This window comes from Azoarcus sp. KH32C, from assembly GCF_000349945.1.
Classification (GTDB): Bacteria; Pseudomonadota; Gammaproteobacteria; order Burkholderiales; family Rhodocyclaceae; genus Aromatoleum.
Map to the genome: position 1 here is coordinate 3264697 of NC_020516.1, position 19317 is coordinate 3284013.

At 65.5% G+C, this 19317-nt stretch carries 20 protein-coding genes; 10 read left to right on the top strand and 10 right to left on the bottom strand.

Features of this window, described 5'->3' with window-relative positions; genetic code table 11:
• The first annotated feature begins 289 nt into the window (after nt 1-289).
• Nucleotides 290-1246, top strand: a complete 957-nt coding sequence (paaX, locus tag AZKH_RS14375) for a phenylacetic acid degradation operon negative regulatory protein PaaX (protein ID WP_015436511.1) — start codon at nt 290-292, stop codon at nt 1244-1246.
• A gap of 3 nt (nt 1247-1249) precedes the next feature.
• Here the strand turns inward: paaX and AZKH_RS14380 are convergent, their stop codons facing one another.
• The 3 genes from AZKH_RS14380 to AZKH_RS14390 form a co-directional block, all read right to left on the bottom strand.
• Nucleotides 1250-1444 (bottom strand): YfhL family 4Fe-4S dicluster ferredoxin, encoded by a 195-nt coding sequence (locus AZKH_RS14380; RefSeq protein WP_015436512.1) that lies wholly within the window; start codon nt 1442-1444, stop codon nt 1250-1252.
• An 81-nt stretch (nt 1445-1525) separates the two neighbouring features.
• The gene (locus AZKH_RS14385; RefSeq protein ID WP_015436513.1) at nt 1526-2365 is read right to left on the bottom strand and encodes a 2-oxoacid:ferredoxin oxidoreductase subunit beta; all 840 of its coding nucleotides are present in this window, start codon (nt 2363-2365) and stop codon (nt 1526-1528) included.
• A gap of 2 nt (nt 2366-2367) precedes the next feature.
• Entirely contained in the window at nt 2368-4095 is a 1728-nt protein-coding gene (locus AZKH_RS14390; RefSeq protein ID WP_015436514.1) for a 2-oxoacid:acceptor oxidoreductase subunit alpha, read from the bottom strand.
• A gap of 169 nt (nt 4096-4264) precedes the next feature.
• On the opposite strand from AZKH_RS14390, the gene AZKH_RS14395 reads away from it, so the two are divergent.
• The 5 genes from AZKH_RS14395 (at nt 4265) to AZKH_RS14415 (ending at nt 6702) form a co-directional block, all read left to right on the top strand.
• Nucleotides 4265-4726 carry a MarR family winged helix-turn-helix transcriptional regulator gene (locus AZKH_RS14395; RefSeq protein WP_015436515.1) on the top strand — a complete coding sequence of 154 codons (462 nt, stop codon included), beginning with the start codon at nt 4265-4267 and terminating at the stop codon, nt 4724-4726.
• 20 nt (nt 4727-4746) lie between these two features.
• On the top strand, nt 4747-4986 hold the full coding sequence (locus AZKH_RS14400; RefSeq protein ID WP_015436516.1) for a VF530 family DNA-binding protein: 240 nt from the start codon (nt 4747-4749) through the stop codon (nt 4984-4986).
• Entirely contained in the window at nt 4983-5180 is a 198-nt protein-coding gene (locus AZKH_RS14405; RefSeq protein WP_015436517.1) for a hypothetical protein, read from the top strand. Before AZKH_RS14400 ends, AZKH_RS14405 begins: the two co-directional genes overlap by 4 nt.
• Before the next feature lie 27 nt (nt 5181-5207).
• Nucleotides 5208-5657, top strand: a complete 450-nt coding sequence (locus tag AZKH_RS14410; RefSeq protein ID WP_015436518.1) for an OsmC family protein — start codon at nt 5208-5210, stop codon at nt 5655-5657.
• A gap of 82 nt (nt 5658-5739) precedes the next feature.
• A complete protein-coding gene (locus AZKH_RS14415; protein WP_015436519.1) occupies nt 5740-6702 on the top strand; it encodes a hydrolase in 963 nt (320 codons plus the stop codon).
• A 3-nt stretch (nt 6703-6705) separates the two neighbouring features.
• On the opposite strand, the gene AZKH_RS14420 is transcribed toward AZKH_RS14415, so the two are convergent.
• The 5 genes from AZKH_RS14420 to AZKH_RS14440 are packed head-to-tail and all read right to left on the bottom strand — an operon-like array spanning nt 6706 to nt 11398.
• Nucleotides 6706-7635, bottom strand: a complete 930-nt coding sequence (locus AZKH_RS14420) for a transporter (protein WP_015436520.1) — start codon at nt 7633-7635, stop codon at nt 6706-6708.
• 26 nt (nt 7636-7661) lie between these two features.
• The gene (locus tag AZKH_RS14425) at nt 7662-9104 is read right to left on the bottom strand and encodes an aldehyde dehydrogenase family protein (protein ID WP_015436521.1); all 1443 of its coding nucleotides are present in this window, start codon (nt 9102-9104) and stop codon (nt 7662-7664) included.
• 8 nt (nt 9105-9112) lie between these two features.
• The gene (locus AZKH_RS14430; RefSeq protein ID WP_015436522.1) at nt 9113-10660 is read right to left on the bottom strand and encodes an FAD-binding oxidoreductase; all 1548 of its coding nucleotides are present in this window, start codon (nt 10658-10660) and stop codon (nt 9113-9115) included.
• Between the two features lie 36 nt (nt 10661-10696).
• The gene (locus AZKH_RS14435; protein ID WP_015436523.1) at nt 10697-11089 is read right to left on the bottom strand and encodes a hypothetical protein; all 393 of its coding nucleotides are present in this window, start codon (nt 11087-11089) and stop codon (nt 10697-10699) included.
• A 6-nt stretch (nt 11090-11095) separates the two neighbouring features.
• Nucleotides 11096-11398, bottom strand: coding sequence for a cytochrome c (locus AZKH_RS14440; protein ID WP_015436524.1), 303 nt, complete (start codon nt 11396-11398; stop codon nt 11096-11098).
• Nucleotides 11399-11730: 332 nt separating this feature from the next.
• Between AZKH_RS14440 and AZKH_RS14445 the strand changes: the two genes are divergently transcribed.
• From AZKH_RS14445 to AZKH_RS14460, 4 genes are all read left to right on the top strand, one after another.
• Nucleotides 11731-12159 carry a MarR family winged helix-turn-helix transcriptional regulator gene (locus AZKH_RS14445; protein WP_015436525.1) on the top strand — a complete coding sequence of 143 codons (429 nt, stop codon included), beginning with the start codon at nt 11731-11733 and terminating at the stop codon, nt 12157-12159.
• Nucleotides 12160-12194: 35 nt separating this feature from the next.
• The gene (locus tag AZKH_RS14450; RefSeq protein WP_015436526.1) at nt 12195-13274 is read left to right on the top strand and encodes an HlyD family secretion protein; all 1080 of its coding nucleotides are present in this window, start codon (nt 12195-12197) and stop codon (nt 13272-13274) included.
• Between the two features lie 5 nt (nt 13275-13279).
• Nucleotides 13280-14803, top strand: coding sequence for an MDR family MFS transporter (locus AZKH_RS14455; protein ID WP_015436527.1), 1524 nt, complete (start codon nt 13280-13282; stop codon nt 14801-14803).
• A gap of 267 nt (nt 14804-15070) precedes the next feature.
• On the top strand, nt 15071-15778 hold the full coding sequence (locus AZKH_RS14460) for a tetratricopeptide repeat protein (protein WP_015436528.1): 708 nt from the start codon (nt 15071-15073) through the stop codon (nt 15776-15778).
• A 22-nt stretch (nt 15779-15800) separates the two neighbouring features.
• Here the strand turns inward: AZKH_RS14460 and AZKH_RS14465 are convergent, their stop codons facing one another.
• Both AZKH_RS14465 and AZKH_RS14470 read right to left on the bottom strand, forming a co-directional pair.
• The gene (locus tag AZKH_RS14465) at nt 15801-17165 is read right to left on the bottom strand and encodes a sigma-54 dependent transcriptional regulator (RefSeq protein ID WP_015436529.1); all 1365 of its coding nucleotides are present in this window, start codon (nt 17163-17165) and stop codon (nt 15801-15803) included.
• On the bottom strand, nt 17162-19303 hold the full coding sequence (locus AZKH_RS14470) for a PAS domain S-box protein (RefSeq protein ID WP_015436530.1): 2142 nt from the start codon (nt 19301-19303) through the stop codon (nt 17162-17164). The genes AZKH_RS14465 and AZKH_RS14470 overlap by 4 nt, the downstream gene beginning before the upstream one ends.
• Between the last annotated feature and the right edge of the window lie 14 nt (nt 19304-19317).

Genomic DNA, 19317 nt, shown 5'->3' on the forward strand with positions numbered 1-19317 from the left:
TGCTGCATTGCCCACCCCGCCGACCGGTTTGCCGGGCCCGCCGGAGATCGGCAGGCCAACGACGACGCCATGGGTTAACGATACAAATCACACCGACCATAGTCAATGTTTTTGTATCGCATTTATCGCCATTGTTTGATTTTCATCAATCCTTGAAAAATCCTCCTTACACTCCACGGCCGGACCGCGATCGCACGCGTTTCGCAACGCCAGCGACATAGGGTTAGAATCGGCCGAAAACCCCGACGCCGACGCCGTCCGGCGCGGATCTGCCCCTGGTGCCACCACGATGAAAAGCCGCTTCCTCGAGCAATGGATCAGCGATTCCCTCGCCGAGCGGCGACCGCGCGCGAACTCGCTGATCATCACGGTGTACGGCGACTTCATCGCCCCGCACGGAGGCACCGTGTGGCTCGGGAGCTTCATCCGGCTGGTCGAACCGCTGGGGCTGAACGAGCGCATGGTGCGCACCAGCGTCTATCGGCTGTCGCAGGACCACTGGCTGGAATCGGAACAGATCGGCCGCAAGAGCTATTACAGCCTCACGGCCTCGGGGCGGCGGCGTTTCGAGCACGCCTACCGGCGGATCTACGATGCCCCGCACGACACCTGGGACGGGCAATGGCAGCTCGTCGTACTCCCCTCGACCCTCGCCTCGCCGGAGCGCGATACGCTGCGCAAGGATCTGTCGTGGGCGGGCTACGGCAACGTTGCGCCGGGCGTCATGGGCCACCCCTCGGCCGACACCGCGACCTTGCAGGAAATCCTTCAGGAGACAGGCACGCAGGACAAGGTCGTGCCGATGCGGGCGACGACGCTGGGCGGGCTATCGACCAAGCCGCTGCAGGATCTCGCCCGCGAATGCTGGAACCTCGAATCGATCGAGGCCGGATACCAGGAATTTTCGGATCATCTGCGGCCGGTCCTGCGCTCGCTGCGCAGCACCCGCAATCTCGATCCGGAGCAATGCTTTCTCGTGCAGACGCTGATGATGCACGAATTCCGCCGCGCGCTGCTGCACGACCCGCAACTGCCGCCGCAACTGATGCCGCCCGACTGGAGCGGCGCCGCGGCGCGGGCGCTCTGCCAGGACATCTACCGCATCACTTGGCGGCTGTCGCAACAGCACCTGATGGCGGTCTGCGAGACGCCGGCCGGAGCCCTCCCCGGCGCAGCGCCCTATTTCTACCAGCGCTTCGGCGGCCTCGACACGGAGGCCGCCACGCCGGAAGTGGCCGAAAGCTGACGCTCAGGCCGCGAGCGGGACGATCGCGTCCACCGGACAGACGTCCTGGCACTGCGGCGTGTCGTAGTGCCCCTTGCACTCGGTGCACTTGGCGGGATCGATCACGAAAGCCGGATCGCCTTCGGCAATCGCCTCGTTCGGGCACTCGGCGACGCACACGTCGCAGCTGATACAGTCTTCGTTGATTTGCAGGGCCATTTCGGCTCACTCCTGTCGATTTTCTAAAAACGGAGGGGTTGGAGGGGCTGGATGTTCATCGCACCCGAGCGCTGATCGCCGTCACAGCGCAAAATCGGCTTCCAGTTCGGCAACCGCCACACCACCCTTCGGCTCCGGCTGGTACGCCGGACGGCTGCCTTTATACAACACCTTGCCGACGTTGAAGCCATCGTCGGTCATCAAACGTCGCGCGGCACGCGCGGCATCGTCGGTCGCATCGACCACCGCGGTGCGCACCATATGCTTCCACTCCTGCTGCTCGGGCCGGAAAGTCACGCACGGGCTCAGCACCTGCACCAGCGAGAAGCCGGGATGGCGGATCGCCTGCGTGATGATGTCCGCGACGTTGTTCGGATCGCTGCTCGAACAGCGCGCGATGAAATTCGCACCGGCCGCGAGCGCCACCACCAAGGGATGGAAGGGATTGATCCCCGCCCCGTCCGGCGTCAGCTTGCTGCCTTCCCAGTCCGGCGCCGTGGTCGGCGAGGCCTGCCCCTTCGTCATGCCGTAGACCTGGTTGTCCATCACGATGTAGGTCAGGTCGACGTTGCGCCGGCAGGCGTGCAGGAAATGATTACCGCCGATCGAGAAACCGTCGCCGTCACCGCCCGTGACGAGCACCGTCAGATCCGGGCGTGCGATCTTGAGCCCGGTCGCGACCGGAAGCGCGCGTCCATGCACCCCGTGAAAACCATACACACTCGTATAAGCCGGAATCCGCGACGAGCAGCCGATGCCCGACACGACGGCGACGTTCTCCGGCGCAAGCTGCATCGACGCCAGCGCACGGGTGATCGCCGCCAGCACTGAAAAGTCGCCGCATCCGGGACACCAGATCGGCTTCACGTCCGACTTGTAGTCCTTCGCGCTGTATTCCCGCTGCTTTGCACACGCATCCATGTTCAGCTCCACTGCAGAATTTGATCGACGATCGCCCCCGGACGTACCGCGAGCGGCCCCGGGTGATGCAGCGCGTGCACCTCGCGCGGCAGGTCGTACTGAGCGCGCAGGTAGCGGTGGAACTGCCCGCTGTGCGACTGCTCGACGACCAGCGCGCGGCGCACGCCCTTCATCACGCGCTCGAATTTTTCCGGCTGGACCGGCGAGATCAGGCGCACCGCGACGAGCTTCACCGCCTGCCCGGCCGCACGCAGCCGTTCCAGCGCCTCGCGTGCCGGCCCCGCGCTCGAGCCCCAGGTCACGATCGCTGTGTCCGCGTCCTCGTCGCCGCTGATCTCGGCCCAGTGGTCGCCGTAGTTGTAACCGGTGAGCTTCCTCAACCGTTTGTCGAGCTGCGCCTGGTGGTCGGAGGCCTGGGACGACGGCGTACCCGTCTCGTTGTGCTCCAGGCCGTCTGCCGTGTAGGTCAAGCCCGCCATCCCCGGAATCGCCATCGGCGACACGCCGGACGCGGTATTCGCGTAACGCTTGTACTGCGCACCTTCCGCCAGTGCCGCCGGCTTCTCGCGCTGGCCGATGAAGGCGATCGCGGCCGAGCGCGGAATCACCGCCCGCGCCTGCCCCATCGCCTGGTCGGTCAGTACGATCGCCGCCGTCTGCAGGCTCTCGGCCAGATGCACCGCCCATTGCGTCGTGAAGAGGCAATCCGCGACCGAGGTCGGTGCAAGCACCAGATGCGGCGCGTCGCCATGCAGGCCATAGACCGCGATGTTCAGGTCGCTCTGCTCGGACTTCGTCGCGATGCCCGTGGAAGGCCCGACGCGCATCACGTCCACCACCACGATCGGCACTTCGGCCGCCACCGCAAGGCCCAACGACTCCGTCATCAGCGCGAGCCCCGGGCCCGAGGTGGCCGTCAGCGAAGGCACGCCGCCGTAGGACCCGCCGATGATCTGGTTGATCGACGCGAGCTCGTCCTCGGCCTGTACCAGCACGCCGCCGACCTTCGGCAGCGCCGGCGCCAGCCACTCCAACACCTCGGTCGCCGGCGTGATCGGATACGCCGCGACAAAGCGCACGCCACCGCGCAGCGCACCCATCCCGGTCGCCTCGTTGCCGGTGATGCTCCAGCGTTCGCTCGTATCGGAATTGCCGACGGGCAGTCGGGGAACGGCGGGAAACTCCACCGCTGCCTCGACGCCGGCGCGGAAGGCTGCGATGCTGGCCGCAATCGCCTCCGCCCCCTTGCGCTTGAGGCTGTCCTGCAGCACGCCGATCACGATGTCCTCGGGCAGGCCGATCATCGCCGCGATCGCGCCGAAGGCGACCATGTTCGGGCGTCCGCCCGGCACACCTTTCGCGAGCGCCTTCATCGGCAAATCCACAACCTTCGCGCCGCTGCGCACGAACACTTCGGGCGCCTCGCCTTCACCCGGATCGCCGATGATCAGACTGTCCGCGTCGAGCGGGATTTCAGCCGCGAAGCGGCCCACGTTCTGCCAATCGACCGCCACAAGCAGGTGGAAGCAATCGTCATGCGAGGAGATCGGCGCCGTGCCGAGGCGGATCATCACCGCCGCCTCGCCGCCACGGATCTGCGGCCCCGACGAGCGCGTCATGTACGCGTACCAGCCCGCCCGCGCCGCCGCCTCCAGCAGCAGGCTGCCGGCGGTCACGACCCCCGCACCGCCGCTGCCCGCCATCACAAATGAAACCGTTTGCCCGCTCATCCGTCCCTCCGCCATCGTCGATTGGACCGGCACGCGCAGTCGCGCACCGCATGAGTCAAAATTAGCAGCGCATTTGCTTCCTGTCAAATTGTTTGTATTCCACTATTTTTATGAATGATTGGACGGCATACTTGGGAGACCCAACGTTTCACCAAACCCCACAGAAACCATGACACAAAAAAAAGCCTCCGACCGGAACGGCATCGACTTCGGCATGCTGCCGGGGCTTGCCGGCTACCAGCTGCGTCTCGCGCAGATCGCGATCTTCCGCGACTTCTCCGAATCCCTCGGCGAGTTCGATGTCACGCCCGGACTCTTCGGCATCCTCGTCATCATCGAAGCCAACACCGGACTGAAGCAGACCGAACTCGCGCGCGCCGCCCATCTCGATCGCTCGACGGTCGTCTCGGTCATCGACAACCTCGAACGTCGCGGCCTCGTCGAGCGCCGCGCGGCCGAGAACGACCGCCGCTCCAACTCGCTGGTGCTGACCGCCGAAGGCTCGGCCCTCCTCAAAAAGCTCAAGCGCCGCGTCGTGGACCACGAGAAGCGCCTCGTCGAGCACCTCAGCGAGGACGAGCGCACGACGCTGGTCGCGCTGCTGCAAAAGATCTTCCCGGAACATCGCTGAGGGCGAGGCCCCACGCGCCAATGAGCACCTCACAACCCGGAAACCCCCTCCACGGCGTGACGCTGGAGATGATGCTGAACCAGCTCGTAACACATTACGGCTGGCAGGATCTCGGCGAGCGGATCAACATCCGCTGCTTCACGGACGACCCGAGCATCGCCTCGAGCCTGAAGTTCCTGAGACGCACGCCGTGGGCGCGGGAGAAGGTCGAATCCCTCTACCTCTACATGGTTCGCCAGAACGCAAGGCAATCCAGATGACCTACGAAGAACACCTCGACGAAGTCACGACGCTGATCACCGAAAAGTACGACGTCGAAGACCAGGCCGCCATCGACATGGTGATGCGCGCCCAGGCCGACGACTTCTTCACGCTGCACGACGACGATCCGTCTATCTGCACGCTGGAGCGCGCGCACGAAGACGCACGGGCGGTGTACAAGAAGTATCGGTAACCCGAAACATCCCCAAGAGGGCTGACGATGTCACAGCACGCAGCAAGCATCGAATGGACGCGCGCGGTCAATGCGTCCGATCCCAAGACCTACTCCCGCAACCACGTCGCCACGCTCGCGGGCGGCCAGCAGCTCAACGTGTCGGCAGGGGTTGAATACAAGGGCGACCCGCAGTGCGCCGATCCCGAGCAGATGGTCGTCAGCGCACTGGCGAGCTGCCACATGCTGTTCTTCCTCGCGATCGCCGACCTGAAAGGCTTCCCGGTCGAACGCTACACTGACAACCCCGTCGGTCATCTCGGCAAGACCGACAAGGGCATGGCGCTGACCCACATCGTGCTGACGCCGCGCGTGACTTTCTCGGACAAGCAACCCGACGCGAGCACGCTGCAGCAGATCCACGAAAGCGCCCACAAGCGCTGCTTCATCGCGAATTCGCTGACCGCCGAGGTCACGCTGGACCTAGGCACGGCCTGACGGCGGTGCCGCCTGCCCGGCCCCGGAACATTGGGGCCGGATCGACGTCCATGCGGTAAGGATCAGCGAAGGAGGACGGACGATGCGCTGGAAGGCATGGATCGGAGCCCTGAGCTGGATCGCGTCGAGCGCCGGGATCGCCGCCGACGTCAGCATCGAGCGCTTTCGCGTACCCGAGGGCGCCCACCCGCACGACGTCGCACCTTCGCCCGAACCAAGCGGCCCCGTGTGGTACACCGCCCAGGCGCAGGGTGCGCTCGGCATGCTGGATCCCGCAACCGGCAAGACGCGCCAGATTCCGCTCGGCAGCGGCTCCTCGCCCCACGGCGTGATTGTCGGCCCCGATGGCGCGCCATGGATCACCGACAGCGGCCTGAACGCGATCGTCCGCGTCGATCCCAAGACCTTCGCGCTCACCCGCTATCCCTTGCCCGAAGGCCGCAACGCGAACCTGAACACCGCCGCCTTCGACGGCAAGGGCATCCTCTGGTTCACCGGCCAGTCCGGCATCTACGGCCGGCTCGATCCCGCCAGCGGATCGGTCCGCGTATTCGACGCGCCGCGTGGCCGCGGCCCCTACGGCATCACGGCAACGCCTGCAGGCGACATCTACTACGCATCGCTCGCCGGCAGCCACATTGCCCGCATCGACACGACGACCGGCGAAGCCCGCCCGATCGATCCGCCGACCCCGCGACAAGGCGCACGCCGCATCTGGTCCGACTCGACCGGGCGCGTCTGGGTCAGCGAATGGCAGTCGGGCCAGCTCTCGCGCTATGACCCGAAGACGCGCGAGTGGCGCGCGTGGCGCCTCCCCGGCAGCGATCCGCATCCCTACGCTATCTACGTCGACCGGCAAGACCGGGTGTGGGTCAGCGACTTCGGCGCGAACGCGGTATTGCGCTTCGACCCGGCGACGGAACGCTTCGAGTCCTTTCCGTCGCCGCAGCCGAATGCCGCCATCCGCCAGATTCTCGGCCGGCCCGGCGAGACGTGGGCGGCCGAATCCGGCACCGACCACGTCACCGTCTACCGTTGGCAGTAGCTTCTAGAACGGCATCACCAGCTTGAACCACGCCTTGTCGCCGCGAAAACGGTTCTCGGCCTCGGTTTCGTGGTGCCATTGGCCGATGAACATCATGCCGCTCTTGTTGGTGTAGCTGACGCTCGGCCCGATCGCGAAGACTTCCCCCTTGCGCCCGTTCGACCACGGACCGAGCGCCGACGACAGCGCGTCGCCATTGAGCTTGTCGTTCGTCGTCTGCGTCAGGTAGTAGCCGGAAAGCCCGACCGCCCACGGGCCGAAATGCTTGCCGACGACGTAGTCCATGTGGAAGTCGTCGCCCGATTCGTAATCCATCTTCGGGGCGCCCGGTGCCGGTCGGAAGTCCTTGTTCTTGCGCTTGATGTTGTACATGAACTTGCCGGAGAGCTCCCAGCCATCGTCCGACAGCCAGGTCGCGGCGAAGATCGGCTCCAGGCTCCAGTAGTTCGTCCCGATGCTCTCGCGCGGGTCGCCCGACTTGTACTTGCCGGTCGGCATGTTGAGGTCGAGCGCGACCGTCCAGTGCAGGTTCTTGGTGTGCCACGCGATGATGATCGGATTGAAGGTGATGTCGCCGAGCCCCGTCGTCGACTTGCTGTCGCCGCCGAGCTTCACCTCCTGATGCACGACCGGGACGATCAGGTGCATGCCCCAGTCGCCGCCGAGGATCTTGGTGTCGGTCATCTTGATGAAACGCAGCGCGTCGAACCATGCGTAGACCGAGGTACCTGGCACCTTGTCCCCATCGCCGTCACGGAGCTTCCCTTCGTAGTGGCCGAAGTAGTTCAGGAAATAACTGCCCGGCGGCGGGACGGCGCCCGCCATCCAGCTTTCGGCGCCGTTCGGATATCCGTCAACGCCTTCCTTCGCCATCGCATCGACTGACAGCCCCGCCGCCAGCACCACTGCCATCGAGATCGTCTTGATCTTCATGTCTCCTCCCTGATTCTTGTCCACGCTCAGAACGGGAACTGACGTTGCCCGAGCTGCACGGTGATCCACTTGAGTTCGGTCATCTCGTCCATCGAGTGATGCCCGCCTTCTCGGCCGACACCGCTGTCCTTGACGCCGCCGAAGGGCACATGCGGCTCGTCCATGATCGAGGCGTCGTTGATGTGCACCATCCCTGCCTCCAGCCGCAGCGACAGGTCGAAGGCCTTCTGCAGGTCGTTCGTGATGAGGCCCGACGACAGCCCGTAGCAGGAGTCGTTCGCGAGCCGCAGCGCCTCCTCGCTGTCCGCGGCTCGGATGACCGACACGGCCGGACCGAAGCTTTCCTCGCGGAACACGATCATGTCGGGCGTGACGCCGGCGAGGATCGTCGGCTGGTAGAAGGCGCCGTCGCTCTTGCCGCCATGGAGCAGCTTCGCGCCCTTCGCAACCGCATCGGCGACGTGGCGGTCGAGCACTCCACATTGCTTGCGATCGATCAGCGGGCCGATCACCGTGTGCGGATCGCGCGGATCGCCGACCCTGAAGCCGACGACCTTCTGCACGAGCTTGTCGCAGAACGCGTCGAAGATCGGCGCCTCGACGATCAGGCGCGAGTTCGCCATGCACACCTGCCCCTGGTGCAGGAAGATGCCGAAGGCCGCCGCATTCACCGCGTAGTCGACGTCCGCATCCTTGAGCACAATCAGCGGGCTTTTGCCGCCGAGTTCCAGCGTGATGCGCTTGAAATGCCGCCCGGCGGCCGCCGACAGCTCGCGTCCGACCTCCGTCGAACCGGTGAAGGTGATCATGCGGACGCGCGGGTCCTCGATGAAGGTGTTGCCGAGCACCGAACCCTGCACCGGCACAACGTTGAGCACCCCCTTCGGCAGCCCCACCGCCTCGAAGATCTCGGCGATTTTCAGGCCCGTCACTGGCGTGTAGGTCGCGGGCTTCAGGATGAAGGTGTTGCCCGCTGCGAGGGCGAGCGCGACCTTCTTCGTCGCGAGCAGGAAGGGGAAGTTGAACGGCGCGATGCCGGCGATCACGCCCAGCGGCCGGCGCACGCTCATCGAGAACACGCCGGGGCTGTCGGACGGCATCGTCTCGCCGGTGATGCGACGCGCCTCGCCCGCGGCACTACGCAGCAGATTGACGACGAAGGACGCCTCGAACATCGCCTTGCCGAAGGTCGAGCCCGCCTCGTCGATCAGTACATCGGCGACCTCAGGGATGCGCTTCTGCAGCTCGTCCGCCGCACGCAGCAGGATTGCCTCGCGTTCGTTCGCGAGCATGTTGCCCCAGCTCTCCCGCGCACGGTAGGCGGCGGCGATTGCGCGTTCGAGATCCGCGGCCGAAGCCTGATGAACCCGGCCCCACACCTCGCCGGTGGCCGGATTGATGTCGTCGAGGATCGTCTCGGTCGACGACGCCACCCATTCGCCGTCGATGAACAGCTTGTACTCTTTCATGAGAGCTCCTACAGGCTGATACCGCACCGTCCCGGCGCGATGATGTTGTTGGGATCGAGCGCTTTCTTCAGACGCTTTTCGACGTCGCGCTTCACCGGCCCGTAGGTCGCCGCGACCTTCTCCGCGAAGGCGGTGTTCGCGCGGTACATGCCGTAGCCTTCCTTCGCGAAGGTATGCAGCAGCTCGTCGTAGCAGGCATAGGCCTTCTCCATCTGCTCCGGATTCGAGCGGTCATAGAGCAGGTCGATCACGTGGTGCATGTCGCGCCAGCCGACGATGAACTCGCCGACATAATCGAAGCCGTACTTGGCGAGGATCGTCTTCGCCATCCGCATCTGCTTGAGCGTTTCGGAGCCCTTCGCCTGCGACACCGGCGCGAACCAGATCGAGCCGCCGCCCCCGCGCCAGTTGTAGAGTCCGAACTCGCCGAGGTTGGGCTTGCCCTTCATCAGGTCGAAGCGGTATTCGAGCGCCTTGCTGCCCTTCGAAGCTTCCTGCGTGATGATCTTGCCGCCCGTTCCGGCCGCGACCGCCTCGATGATCTTCCAGTTGGCGTCGTTGGTTTCCTTCGTGCCGTAGAGGCCCGCGTAGACGTTCCACGCGCCGATGTCGTGGTCGGCCTGGATCTTCTTCACCGCCTCGTCGGAAATCGCACCCGGACCGGTGACGTAATCCGCCCGCTTCACCGGCTTGCACGGCGCCTCCCATAAGGTGTGCGCGATCACGACTGCGTTCGGGATCACCATCGCGATGCGCAACGGACGCAGCGCCTCAACGATCTTCGTGATGTCGGTTTCGTTCGGGTACTGGATGCAGAAGGGCCGGAAATCCGGCGGCGCCGGCATCAGCCACATGCCCATCTTCGTGACGACGCCGAAGTTCGATTGCGTGAAGATGCCGTCGAGCGTCGGCCCGTAGCCCCACTTGAACACCTGCCAGGTGTTCGAGTTCTCCATCGCTCCCATGCCGGTGCGCAGCACCTGCCCGTCCGCCAGCACGACCTCCATCCCGCACGAGAACAGGAAGTGCTCTCCATAGGGCGTGTAACCGACGCCGCGATCCACCATGTTGCCGACCGGCCCCGCGATCGCCGACGGCGCCGGGCACGAGAACCACAGCGGCAGCTTGTGTTCCTGCAGGTAGTCGTAGAGCTGCTGGTAGGTCACGCCCGGCTCGACGAGCGCAGTACACAGCTCCGCATCGACCTCGATGATGCGGTTCATGCGCCGCAAGTCCATCACGATCTGGCCGCGCTGGACCGGCGCCGCCGATCCGTAACCGAGGTTCTTCCCGGTCGACACCGGATACACCGGGATCCGGTACTTGTTCGCGACCTTCATGACGCGCTGGATCTCTTCGACGCCATCCGGCATCACCGAGGCCGACAGCGCGTGCTGTTCGTCCGGCACCGGCATCATGATCTTGCGATAGGGGGCGAGCTTCTCGTCGTCGATCAACACGTATTCGTCGCCGACGATCGCGCGCAACTCGCGCACCGCCTTGTCGAAGTCCGCGGCGCCGATGCCCTTGGGCAATACCTTGCGCTGTTCTTTCATTCCCTTGTCTCCGTGGCAAAAGCCGTTGCGTGTGGCTCAGGTATTGATCGCGAAGGACACCAGACTCTCGGTGCCGATACGATGCTGCGTGTGCGCGACGAGCCCCGTACCGCGGGCGGCGGCGATCTGCTGGAAGATCACCGCCGCGGCGTCGTCCATCACGCCGATCAGCGATGTCCGGCCGACGCGGTCGAGCAGCGCCGACACGCCTGCGTAGCTGCAGAGTTCGTCGGCGCCGACCGTGAGCGGGATGACGCCACGGTCGTCCGTCATGCCCGCTGCAAGCGCCTGCGCCCGCGGCAGACCGGCCTGGACGACGACCGTCACCTCGGCCTCACGCTCGGCCGCCGGACGCGCAAAGGCGGTCGCCGGCAGCACGCCCAGCGCGCCGCTCCCCATCAATCCCTTCAGAAAGATCCGTCGATCCATGGCCGATCACTCCTTCGCCAGCGGCGTACCCGAACTGATCAGCCGGGCAACGTCCGCGAGCGACGCGTCATCGATCTCGCTCGGCCGAAACGCGGGCATCGCACGGTTCCCGAAGCGCACGACACGCTGGACGTATTCCACGGGCAGGTTCCGCCCGCGGATCACCGGCCCGACCCCCGCCTCGTGACAGTAGCGGCACACCTTTTCATAGACGTGGGCACCGTCGCGCCACGCCGCCGCTTCGACACCCCCACTACCGCACAGCGCCGCGCAGGCCGCCGCGATGCCGATCACTCTTCTGCTCCACATGTCTCCGCACCTCCTCTGGTTGGTCTTTCCGACTCATTGACAAGAGGAGTACAGCAAGGCGTATGCCGAACGATCTAGATCGATAGCTTTGCCTGTAATGTCAATTACTTGAACAGATATCAAATGCCAAAAGGATCAATTGAAACGATGGCAGGAAATGTATGGATTCTGGACATCGCCGGGGTGCAACCGGGTACGCGTCAAGCGACGCCGGCATTTGCCGCAAGGTGTCGCAAATCCAGTCACTGGCGAAAATCTCGACAGTACGGAACTAGCGTTGGATTAGTAAAAAATGTGATAATAAGCATCACTTACTATCACATTTGACGCCCATGAGATTCAGCGAAGACACTTTCGGATTCCTGCTCAGCGATACCGCTCGCCTGCTGCGCCGCGCCTTCGAGCAGTCGGTGCAGAACACTCCGATCACGCTCGCTCAGGCGCGCGCCCTGGTGTACCTCGCACGCAACGAAGGCATCCGCCAGGTCGATCTGGCCGACCTGCTCGAAATCCAGCCGATGACGCTCGCGCGGCTCATCGATCAGCTCGCCGCCGAAAACCTCGTCGAACGCCGCCAGGATCCGACCGACCGACGCGCCTACCGCCTCTACCTCACGGAGAAGGCCGGCGCGCACCTCGACGCCATTGCCGAGGTCGCCGAGGGCCTGCGCAACCGCGCCCTCGACGGCATTTCCGACGAGGACCGCGAGCAGGTCATGGCGGTGCTCAGGCGCGTCCGCCAAAACCTCGCGGCGCGGTAGTCCCGCAGATCGTCAGCTGCTCTGAAAGGTTCGACATGAGTACCCCGCAAGCCTCCACCCCCGCCCCGTCCGCCGACACACCCGCCCCACGCAGTCGGCGCACGAAACGTCTGATCCTGTTGGTCGTCGTCCCGCTGCTGGCCGGCATCGTGGGACTGTTCGTCTATCTCGGTGGCGGACGTTACGCCGAGACCGACAACGCCTACGTGAAGGCCGATAAGACGCCGGTCAGCGCCGAGGTATCCGGCACGGTGAAGGAAGTCCTGGTCGAAGAGAACGAGCCGGTCAAGGCCGGCCAGGTCCTGTTCCGGCTCGACCCCGAACCCTTCCGCGTCGCCGTCGCGAAGGCTGAGGCCAAGCTCGCGCAGGTGCGCACCCAGCACTCCGCGATGCGCGCGAGTTACCGCGAGAAGCAGGCCGAGATCACGCTCGCGCGTACGCGGCTGTCGTTCGCGAACCGCGAAGAGCAGCGCCAGGCCGACCTCGCCGCGCGGAATTTCATCTCGGGCTCGCGACTCGACGCGGCGAAGCAGGACGCCGACCTCGCCCGCCAGCAGATCGTCGTCAATGAAGAAAACCTGCGTCAGATCGCCGAAACGCTGGGCGGCGGCGTCGATGTTCCGCTGCAGACCCACCCGGACTTCCTCGCCGCGCAGGCCGAGCTCGACCGCGCCCGCCTGGACCTGAAGCACACCGAGATCCGCGCGGCCACCGCGGGCACCGCCAGCAAGGTGCCCCAGCCCGGGCAATACGTCAGCGCAGGCAGCACCGTGATGGCGCTGGTCGCCAGCGACAAGTTGTGGATCGAGGCGAACTTCCCCGAAACCGACCTGACCTGGGTCCGCCCGGACCAGGCCGTATCCATCCGAATCGACACCTACCCCGACGCCGTCTGGCACGGCCAGGTCGAGAGCCTGAGCCCCGCCACCGGCGCGGAGTTCTCGCTGATTCCGGCCCAGAATGCGACCGGCAACTGGGTGAAGATCACGCAACGCGTACCGGTGCGTATCGCGCTCGATGCGCGCCCCGACCTGCCGGCGCTGCGCGCGGGCCTCAGCGCCGTGGTCGAGATCGACACCGGACACCGCCGACGCCTCTTCGGCCTCTCGCGCTGATCTCCATGACGCACCGCCCGCATCGCGGTCTCGTCACCCTATCGGTGATGCTGGCGACGATCATCCAGGCGCTGGACATGACGATCGCCAACGTCGCGCTGCCCCATATGCAGGGCTCGATGGGCGCGACGCAGGACCAGATCTCGTGGGTGCTGACGTCCTACATCGTCGCGGCCGCGATCTTCATGCCGCTCACCGGCTTTCTCAGCGCGCGTTTCGGCCGCAAGCGCATCTTCCTCACCGCGGTCGTCGGTTTCACGATCGCGTCGATGCTCTGCGGCGCGGCGCAGAACCTGACGCAGATCGTCCTGTTCCGCCTTCTACAAGGGGTATTCGGCGCGAGCCTCGTACCGCTGTCGCAATCGGTGCTACTCGACACCTACCCGCGCGAGCAGCACGGTCAGGCGATGGCGATGTGGGGCGTCGGCGTGATGCTCGGGCCGATTCTCGGGCCGACGCTCGGCGGCTGGCTCACCGAGTATTACAGCTGGCGCTGGGTGTTCTACATCAATCTGCCCCTCGGGATCCTCGCCTGGCTCGGGCTCGCGGCCTCCCTGCAGGAGACGCCCGTCGACCGCTCGCGCCGCTTCGACCTGCTCGGCTTCGCGCTGTTGACGCTCGGGATCGGCGCGCTGCAGATGATGCTCGACCGCGGCGAGACGCTCGACTGGTTCTCGCATGCGGAGGTGGTTGCCGAGGCCGTCGCGGCCGGGCTGTTCCTGTACCTCTTCGTCGCGCACATGTTCACGCACGAGCGTCCCTTCCTCGAGCCCGGCCTCTTCCGCGACCGCAACTTCGGCGTCGGCCTGCTGCTGATCTTCGTGGTCGGGATCATCCTGCTCGCGACGATGGCGCTGCTGCCGCCGCTGCTGCAGAACCTGATGGGCTACCCGGTGATCGAGGTGGGCTACCTGCTGGGCCCGCGAGGCATCGGCACGATGTTCGCGATGATGGCGGTCGGCCGGCTCGCGCGACGAGTCGATCCGCGCTGGCTGATCCTGCTCGGCTTGCTGCTGACCAGCCTGTCGCAGTGGGAAATGACCCGCTTCTCGATGAACATCACGGCGTGGGACATCGTGCGCACCGGCCTCGTCCAAGGGCTCGGACTCGGTTTCATCTTCGTGCCGCTGTCGACGATCACCTTCGCGACCCTCGCGCCGCGTTACCGCAACGAAGGCACCGCCCTCTTCAGCCTCATGCGCAATCTGGGCAGCAGCATCGGCATCTCCATCGTCGTGACCTATCTCTCGCACAACATGCAGGCGAACCACGCGGCGCTGGCCGACTTCATCACGCCCTTCAGTCTCGCCGTCCGCGAAGCGGCCGACGCGGGCGCCTTCGATCTCGGCACCGCAGGGGGCCTCGCCGCCCTCAATGGCGAGGTGACCCGCCAGGCCGCCTTCCTCGCCTACCTGCAGGACTTCCGCCTGATGACCTGGGTCTCGCTCGCTGCGATCCCGCTGCTCACCCTGCTGAAACCCTCGCACGCGAGATCCCCTGCCCTCGACGAGACTTACGTGGCCGAGTGAGTCAGGACGAATGCCGTTCGTCGCCAAATCGTAACAATCTGCAATTTCACCCCTCTCCGCATGCGACGGATGTCGGGCCGGCAAATAATTTAATAGAATAAAATGACAAATGGAGGCGACCGGCCCGGATCGACGGATACGGTCGTCAGGGCCTGTTGAAATACGCAATTCGGAATCGAGATGACGCAGCCAACGGTTGTGATATGCCCGATTTGCCAAAGTCCCGATTGCCGGAAGTCTCGATGGCGACCGGACGAAAAGACCCACGTGCCCGGGCGCCACCCCTACCGTTGCCGCGCCTGCAAACATCGCTTCTTCGCGCCGGACGGCACGCGCTCGGGTCGGAATGCCCTCGTTTCGGTTGCGACCGCGTGTCTGATCATTGCTATCGGCATCGTCATGCTAATCGACTGGTCGACGGTCGACGAAATCCCGGCGCCGATCCCGGCCGCAGCGCCGGTGCAAATCGATCCTTACACGCTGAGGGCCGCACAGGAGGGTGACGCGGCAGCTCAGTTGCGGCTTGCCAGAGTGCTGTTGTCGGATCTGAGCCGCGAGGGCACGCGGTCCGCAGAGGCGGTGCACTGGCTGCGAACTGCCGCCGAGAACAACAGCCCCGGGGCGATGGTGGAGCTCGGAAAACTTTACCGAAGCGGCTTCGGCGTGCTGCAGGACTACGATCAGGCAGCGAAGTGGATCCGGATGGCGGCGGCCATGGGTGACCCGGCGGGAATGCTAGAACTGGGACGGCTTTACCGGGACGGAGTGGGCCTGCCGCGCGACCCCGTGCTCGCCTACGTGTGGTTCAATCGCGCCGCCGCGGCGCTGCACGTGGAAGCCGCGCGCGATAGAGACGACGTTGCACGAGGACTCAGCCCGACCCAGCTGAAGGACGCCCAGGCACAGTCGCCGATCACGGAAGGCGGCAATGGCGGCAATGGCGGCACCAAGCCGACCAGCTACAACAAGCCGTAGCAGGCACCACGGTCCGAAACGCTCAGCCGGTGGCGAGTTCGCTGCGCAGGAAGCGATACACCGTCGAGCGCGACACACCTAAGGCCTGGGCAGCCGCGCTGACGTTGCCACCGACTTCGTCGAGCACCCACACCACGTAGTCGCGCTCGAAATCGTCGAGCGGCACGATGCCAGGGAAAACCCGTGGCGCCGCGGCAGGCGTCGCGACCAAGGGAAGGTTGAGCACGGAACAGACCGCTGCTTCGTCGATGCACACCCCGTCGCTGAAGGCGACCAGGCGTTCGACGACGTTTCGCAGCTCGCGCACATTCCCTGGCCACCGATACGCCATGAGCCGCCCCATCGCGGCTTCGGAGAATCGCGGCAGCTCACCGATTGGCCTGCCTCTACGCCGCATCAGGTGCTCGACCAGCAGCGGCACATCCTCGCGCCGTTCGCGCAAGGGCGGCACCGGAATATGCACGACATTGAGCCGGTACAGCAGGTCGTGGCGGAACGTCCCCTGCGCAACGAGGGCATCGAGATCGCGATGCGTCGCGGCGATCACGCGGGCGTGCGTCCTTCGTAAGGCCGTCGCGCCGAGCTGGCGGAACTCGCCCGAATCGAGCACACGCAGCAGCTTGGCCTGACAGGCGGCGGGCAACTCGCCGATCTCGTCTAGAAACAGCGTTCCCGCGCTCGCGACCTCGAAGAGCCCCTCCTTGTCGGCCGTCGCCCCCGAAAACGCGCCACGCTTGTGACCGAAGAGCTCGCTTTCGACGAGCTCGTCGTCGAGCAATCCGCAGTTGAGCGGCACGTAAGCCTCGGCTCCACGTCCGCTCCAGCGATGCAGCAGGCTCGCGACAACCTCCTTGCCCACCCCGCTCTCGCCCGTCACCAGCACGGGCATGTCGAGCGGAGCGGCCCGGCGCACAAGCTCCAGCGTCTTCTGCCACACAGGACTGCGGCCGACGACGGCCATGTCGTCGCACGCACGCCGATGGGTCACTTCCGCGCTCAGGGCTGCACAGCGCCGCGCAAGCGAGCGCTTTTCCAGCGCACGCTCGACGACGATGTCGAGCTCCGTCAGCTTGTATGGTTTCGACAGATAGTCGAAGGCGCCGAGCTTCATCGCGGCGATCGCGGTATCGACGTTGCCATGACCGGTCAGGATCACAACCTCCATCAGCGGGTCGAATTCCTTCAAGCGCTTGAGGACCTCGATCCCGTCCATGCCCGGCATCTTGATATCCACCAGCGCGAGATCGACGCCCCCGTCCTGTGCCCGGGCGAGTGCCGCCTCGCCGTCGCCCGCCTCGCTGAGCTCGTAACCGCTGCGTCCAAGACGGCTTGTCAGCAGCTGGCGATACAAGGCCTCGTCGTCGACGATCAGGATATGTCCTTTCATGAGAGATCGGCCTCCAGGCTTGTGTCGTCCGCGGGCAGATGGATGCGAAACCACGCCCCGCCCTGCGGCCGATTGCCGCAGTCGATGCGCCCTCCAAGTTCGGACAGGATGCCGTAGCAGATCGACAGCCCGAGCCCGGTGCCCCGCCCCGGCGCCTTGGTCGTGAAGAAGGGGTCGAAGACGTGGTCGATCACGCCCGCCGGCAAGCCCGGCCCCTCGTCCAGCACTTCGAGATCCGCCCCGCCCACTGCCGGCTTCAGGACGATTTCCACCCGCCCGCCCCCAGGCATCGCATCGCCCGCATTCTTCAGCAGATTGCGCAGCACCTGGTCGAGCAGCGTCGGATTCGTCGCGATGACGGGCAGGCGGGTCTCGATCTGCAGCGCCACGTCGAGTCCGCGCGTCAGCCCGATCTCGCGGTACGACGCCAGCCGCTCGCGCACGAACATCCCGGCATCGACCGGCTCGATCGGCACCGCCTGCTTGCGCGAAAAGAGCAGCAGGTTGTCCGTGATCGCCTTGCAACGCTGCGCCTGCTCCTGGATCGTCGTCAGGCCGCGGCGCAGCACTTCGAGTTCCGGATTCGCATCGACACCCGGGATGTTCTCCATCAGCGCCTGCAGCTCCTCGGCAAAGCCGGACACGAGGCCGAGCGGGTTGTTGATTTCGTGCGCGATTCCGGACGCGAACTGCCCCAGCGCGCTGAGGCGGTTAGCCTGCGCGAGCTGGCGCTCCATTTCACGTCGAGCGCTGATGTCGCGGACGACGCCGATGACGCCTTCGACCTGGCCACCTGTCGACAATACGGCGGAGCTCACCTCCAGCAGCCGCTTCGTGCCATCGCCCAAGGCGAGCATGATTTCGAACGGCGCCGGGCCCTCGCCATCGAGCCGCCGCCGGAAGTCGCGCTCCACCCGCAGCGCAGACGAATGCAGCATCAGTTCGCCACAGCGCCGACCGATCGCACGATCCGCGGGGACGCCCAACAGCTCGGCCATGCGGGCATTGACGAAGCTCAGGCGGGCGTCGAGGTCGAGGATGTAGACCGCGTCGTTGATGATGTCCTGGATCTGCTGCTCACGGTTCTCCAGCCGTGCCGCATACTCGGTCAGCTTGCGTTCGCGCTCCTGCTGCGCCGTGATGTCGATCGCCAGGCCGCTATAGCCGACGATCTTGTCGTCCTTCAACACCGGCTCGACCTGAAGCCGCATCGGGATGTCGCGCCCTTCGGTATCGCGCATCACGACGTCGAGCTGCGTTGCGGCGCGCGCGTTGGCGATGCTCTTGAGGAAGCTCGCCGCCTTGGCGCGATATTCCGGCAGCACGAGATCCTTCAAGCGCATGCCCGGCAAGTCCTTCTCCGCGATGCCCAGCCGCAGCCGCCCCGCCTTGTTGAGCTGCACCATGCGGCCCGAGACGTGCAGCGCGAACACCATCTCCGGCAGATCCTCGATCAGGTTGCGATAGCGCTGCTCGGAGGCCTCGAGCTCACGCGTGCGCTCGTACACCTTGCCTTCGAGGACGTTGATGCGGTCCTTGATGTTGAGCGGCTGGAAGTAGCGTCGCAGGTCGGCGAGCTCCGGCGCGCAGTCCGTCGCGTTCATCAGCGTCCACGCGCAATGATCGTCGCCGCGCCCCTCGCACTCGTGCTCCACGCAAATCATGTCGGTCTGGAAGACGTAGGACGCGAAGCCGGACGCGTAGCCCGCGAGCGTCCAGCACACCGCCTCGTCCGAGCGGCCGAAGAGGCGCAGGTGCTGCTCCGCCTCGTAGGAACGCCGCCAATAGCCGCTCATGCGGTAACGGCCGCGTTCGCGGTCGACCTCGACACTGTGCGTCTCGACCTCTGCGATACCCGAGAACATGTGGACGCGCGGGCCGCCACGCACGAACTCCTCGGTCGTGTCGGGGTTCATGAAACCCGGCAGCAGTCCCGCATCCTCGTGGCCGCAGCTGAAGCCGTAGCGCGTGAGGATCACCTTGGCGATGTCGACGCCGAGCGTCTCGACCAGCTCCTTGCGCAGCGCGCCCATTGCATCCGTGTGCAGCAGGATGGCGCGCCGGCCGCTGAACTGGATCGCGCCACGTTCAGGCGCGAATTCCACCAACGAATGGAAATCCAGTTCGTCCGCGCGCATTGTCGCACTCCGTC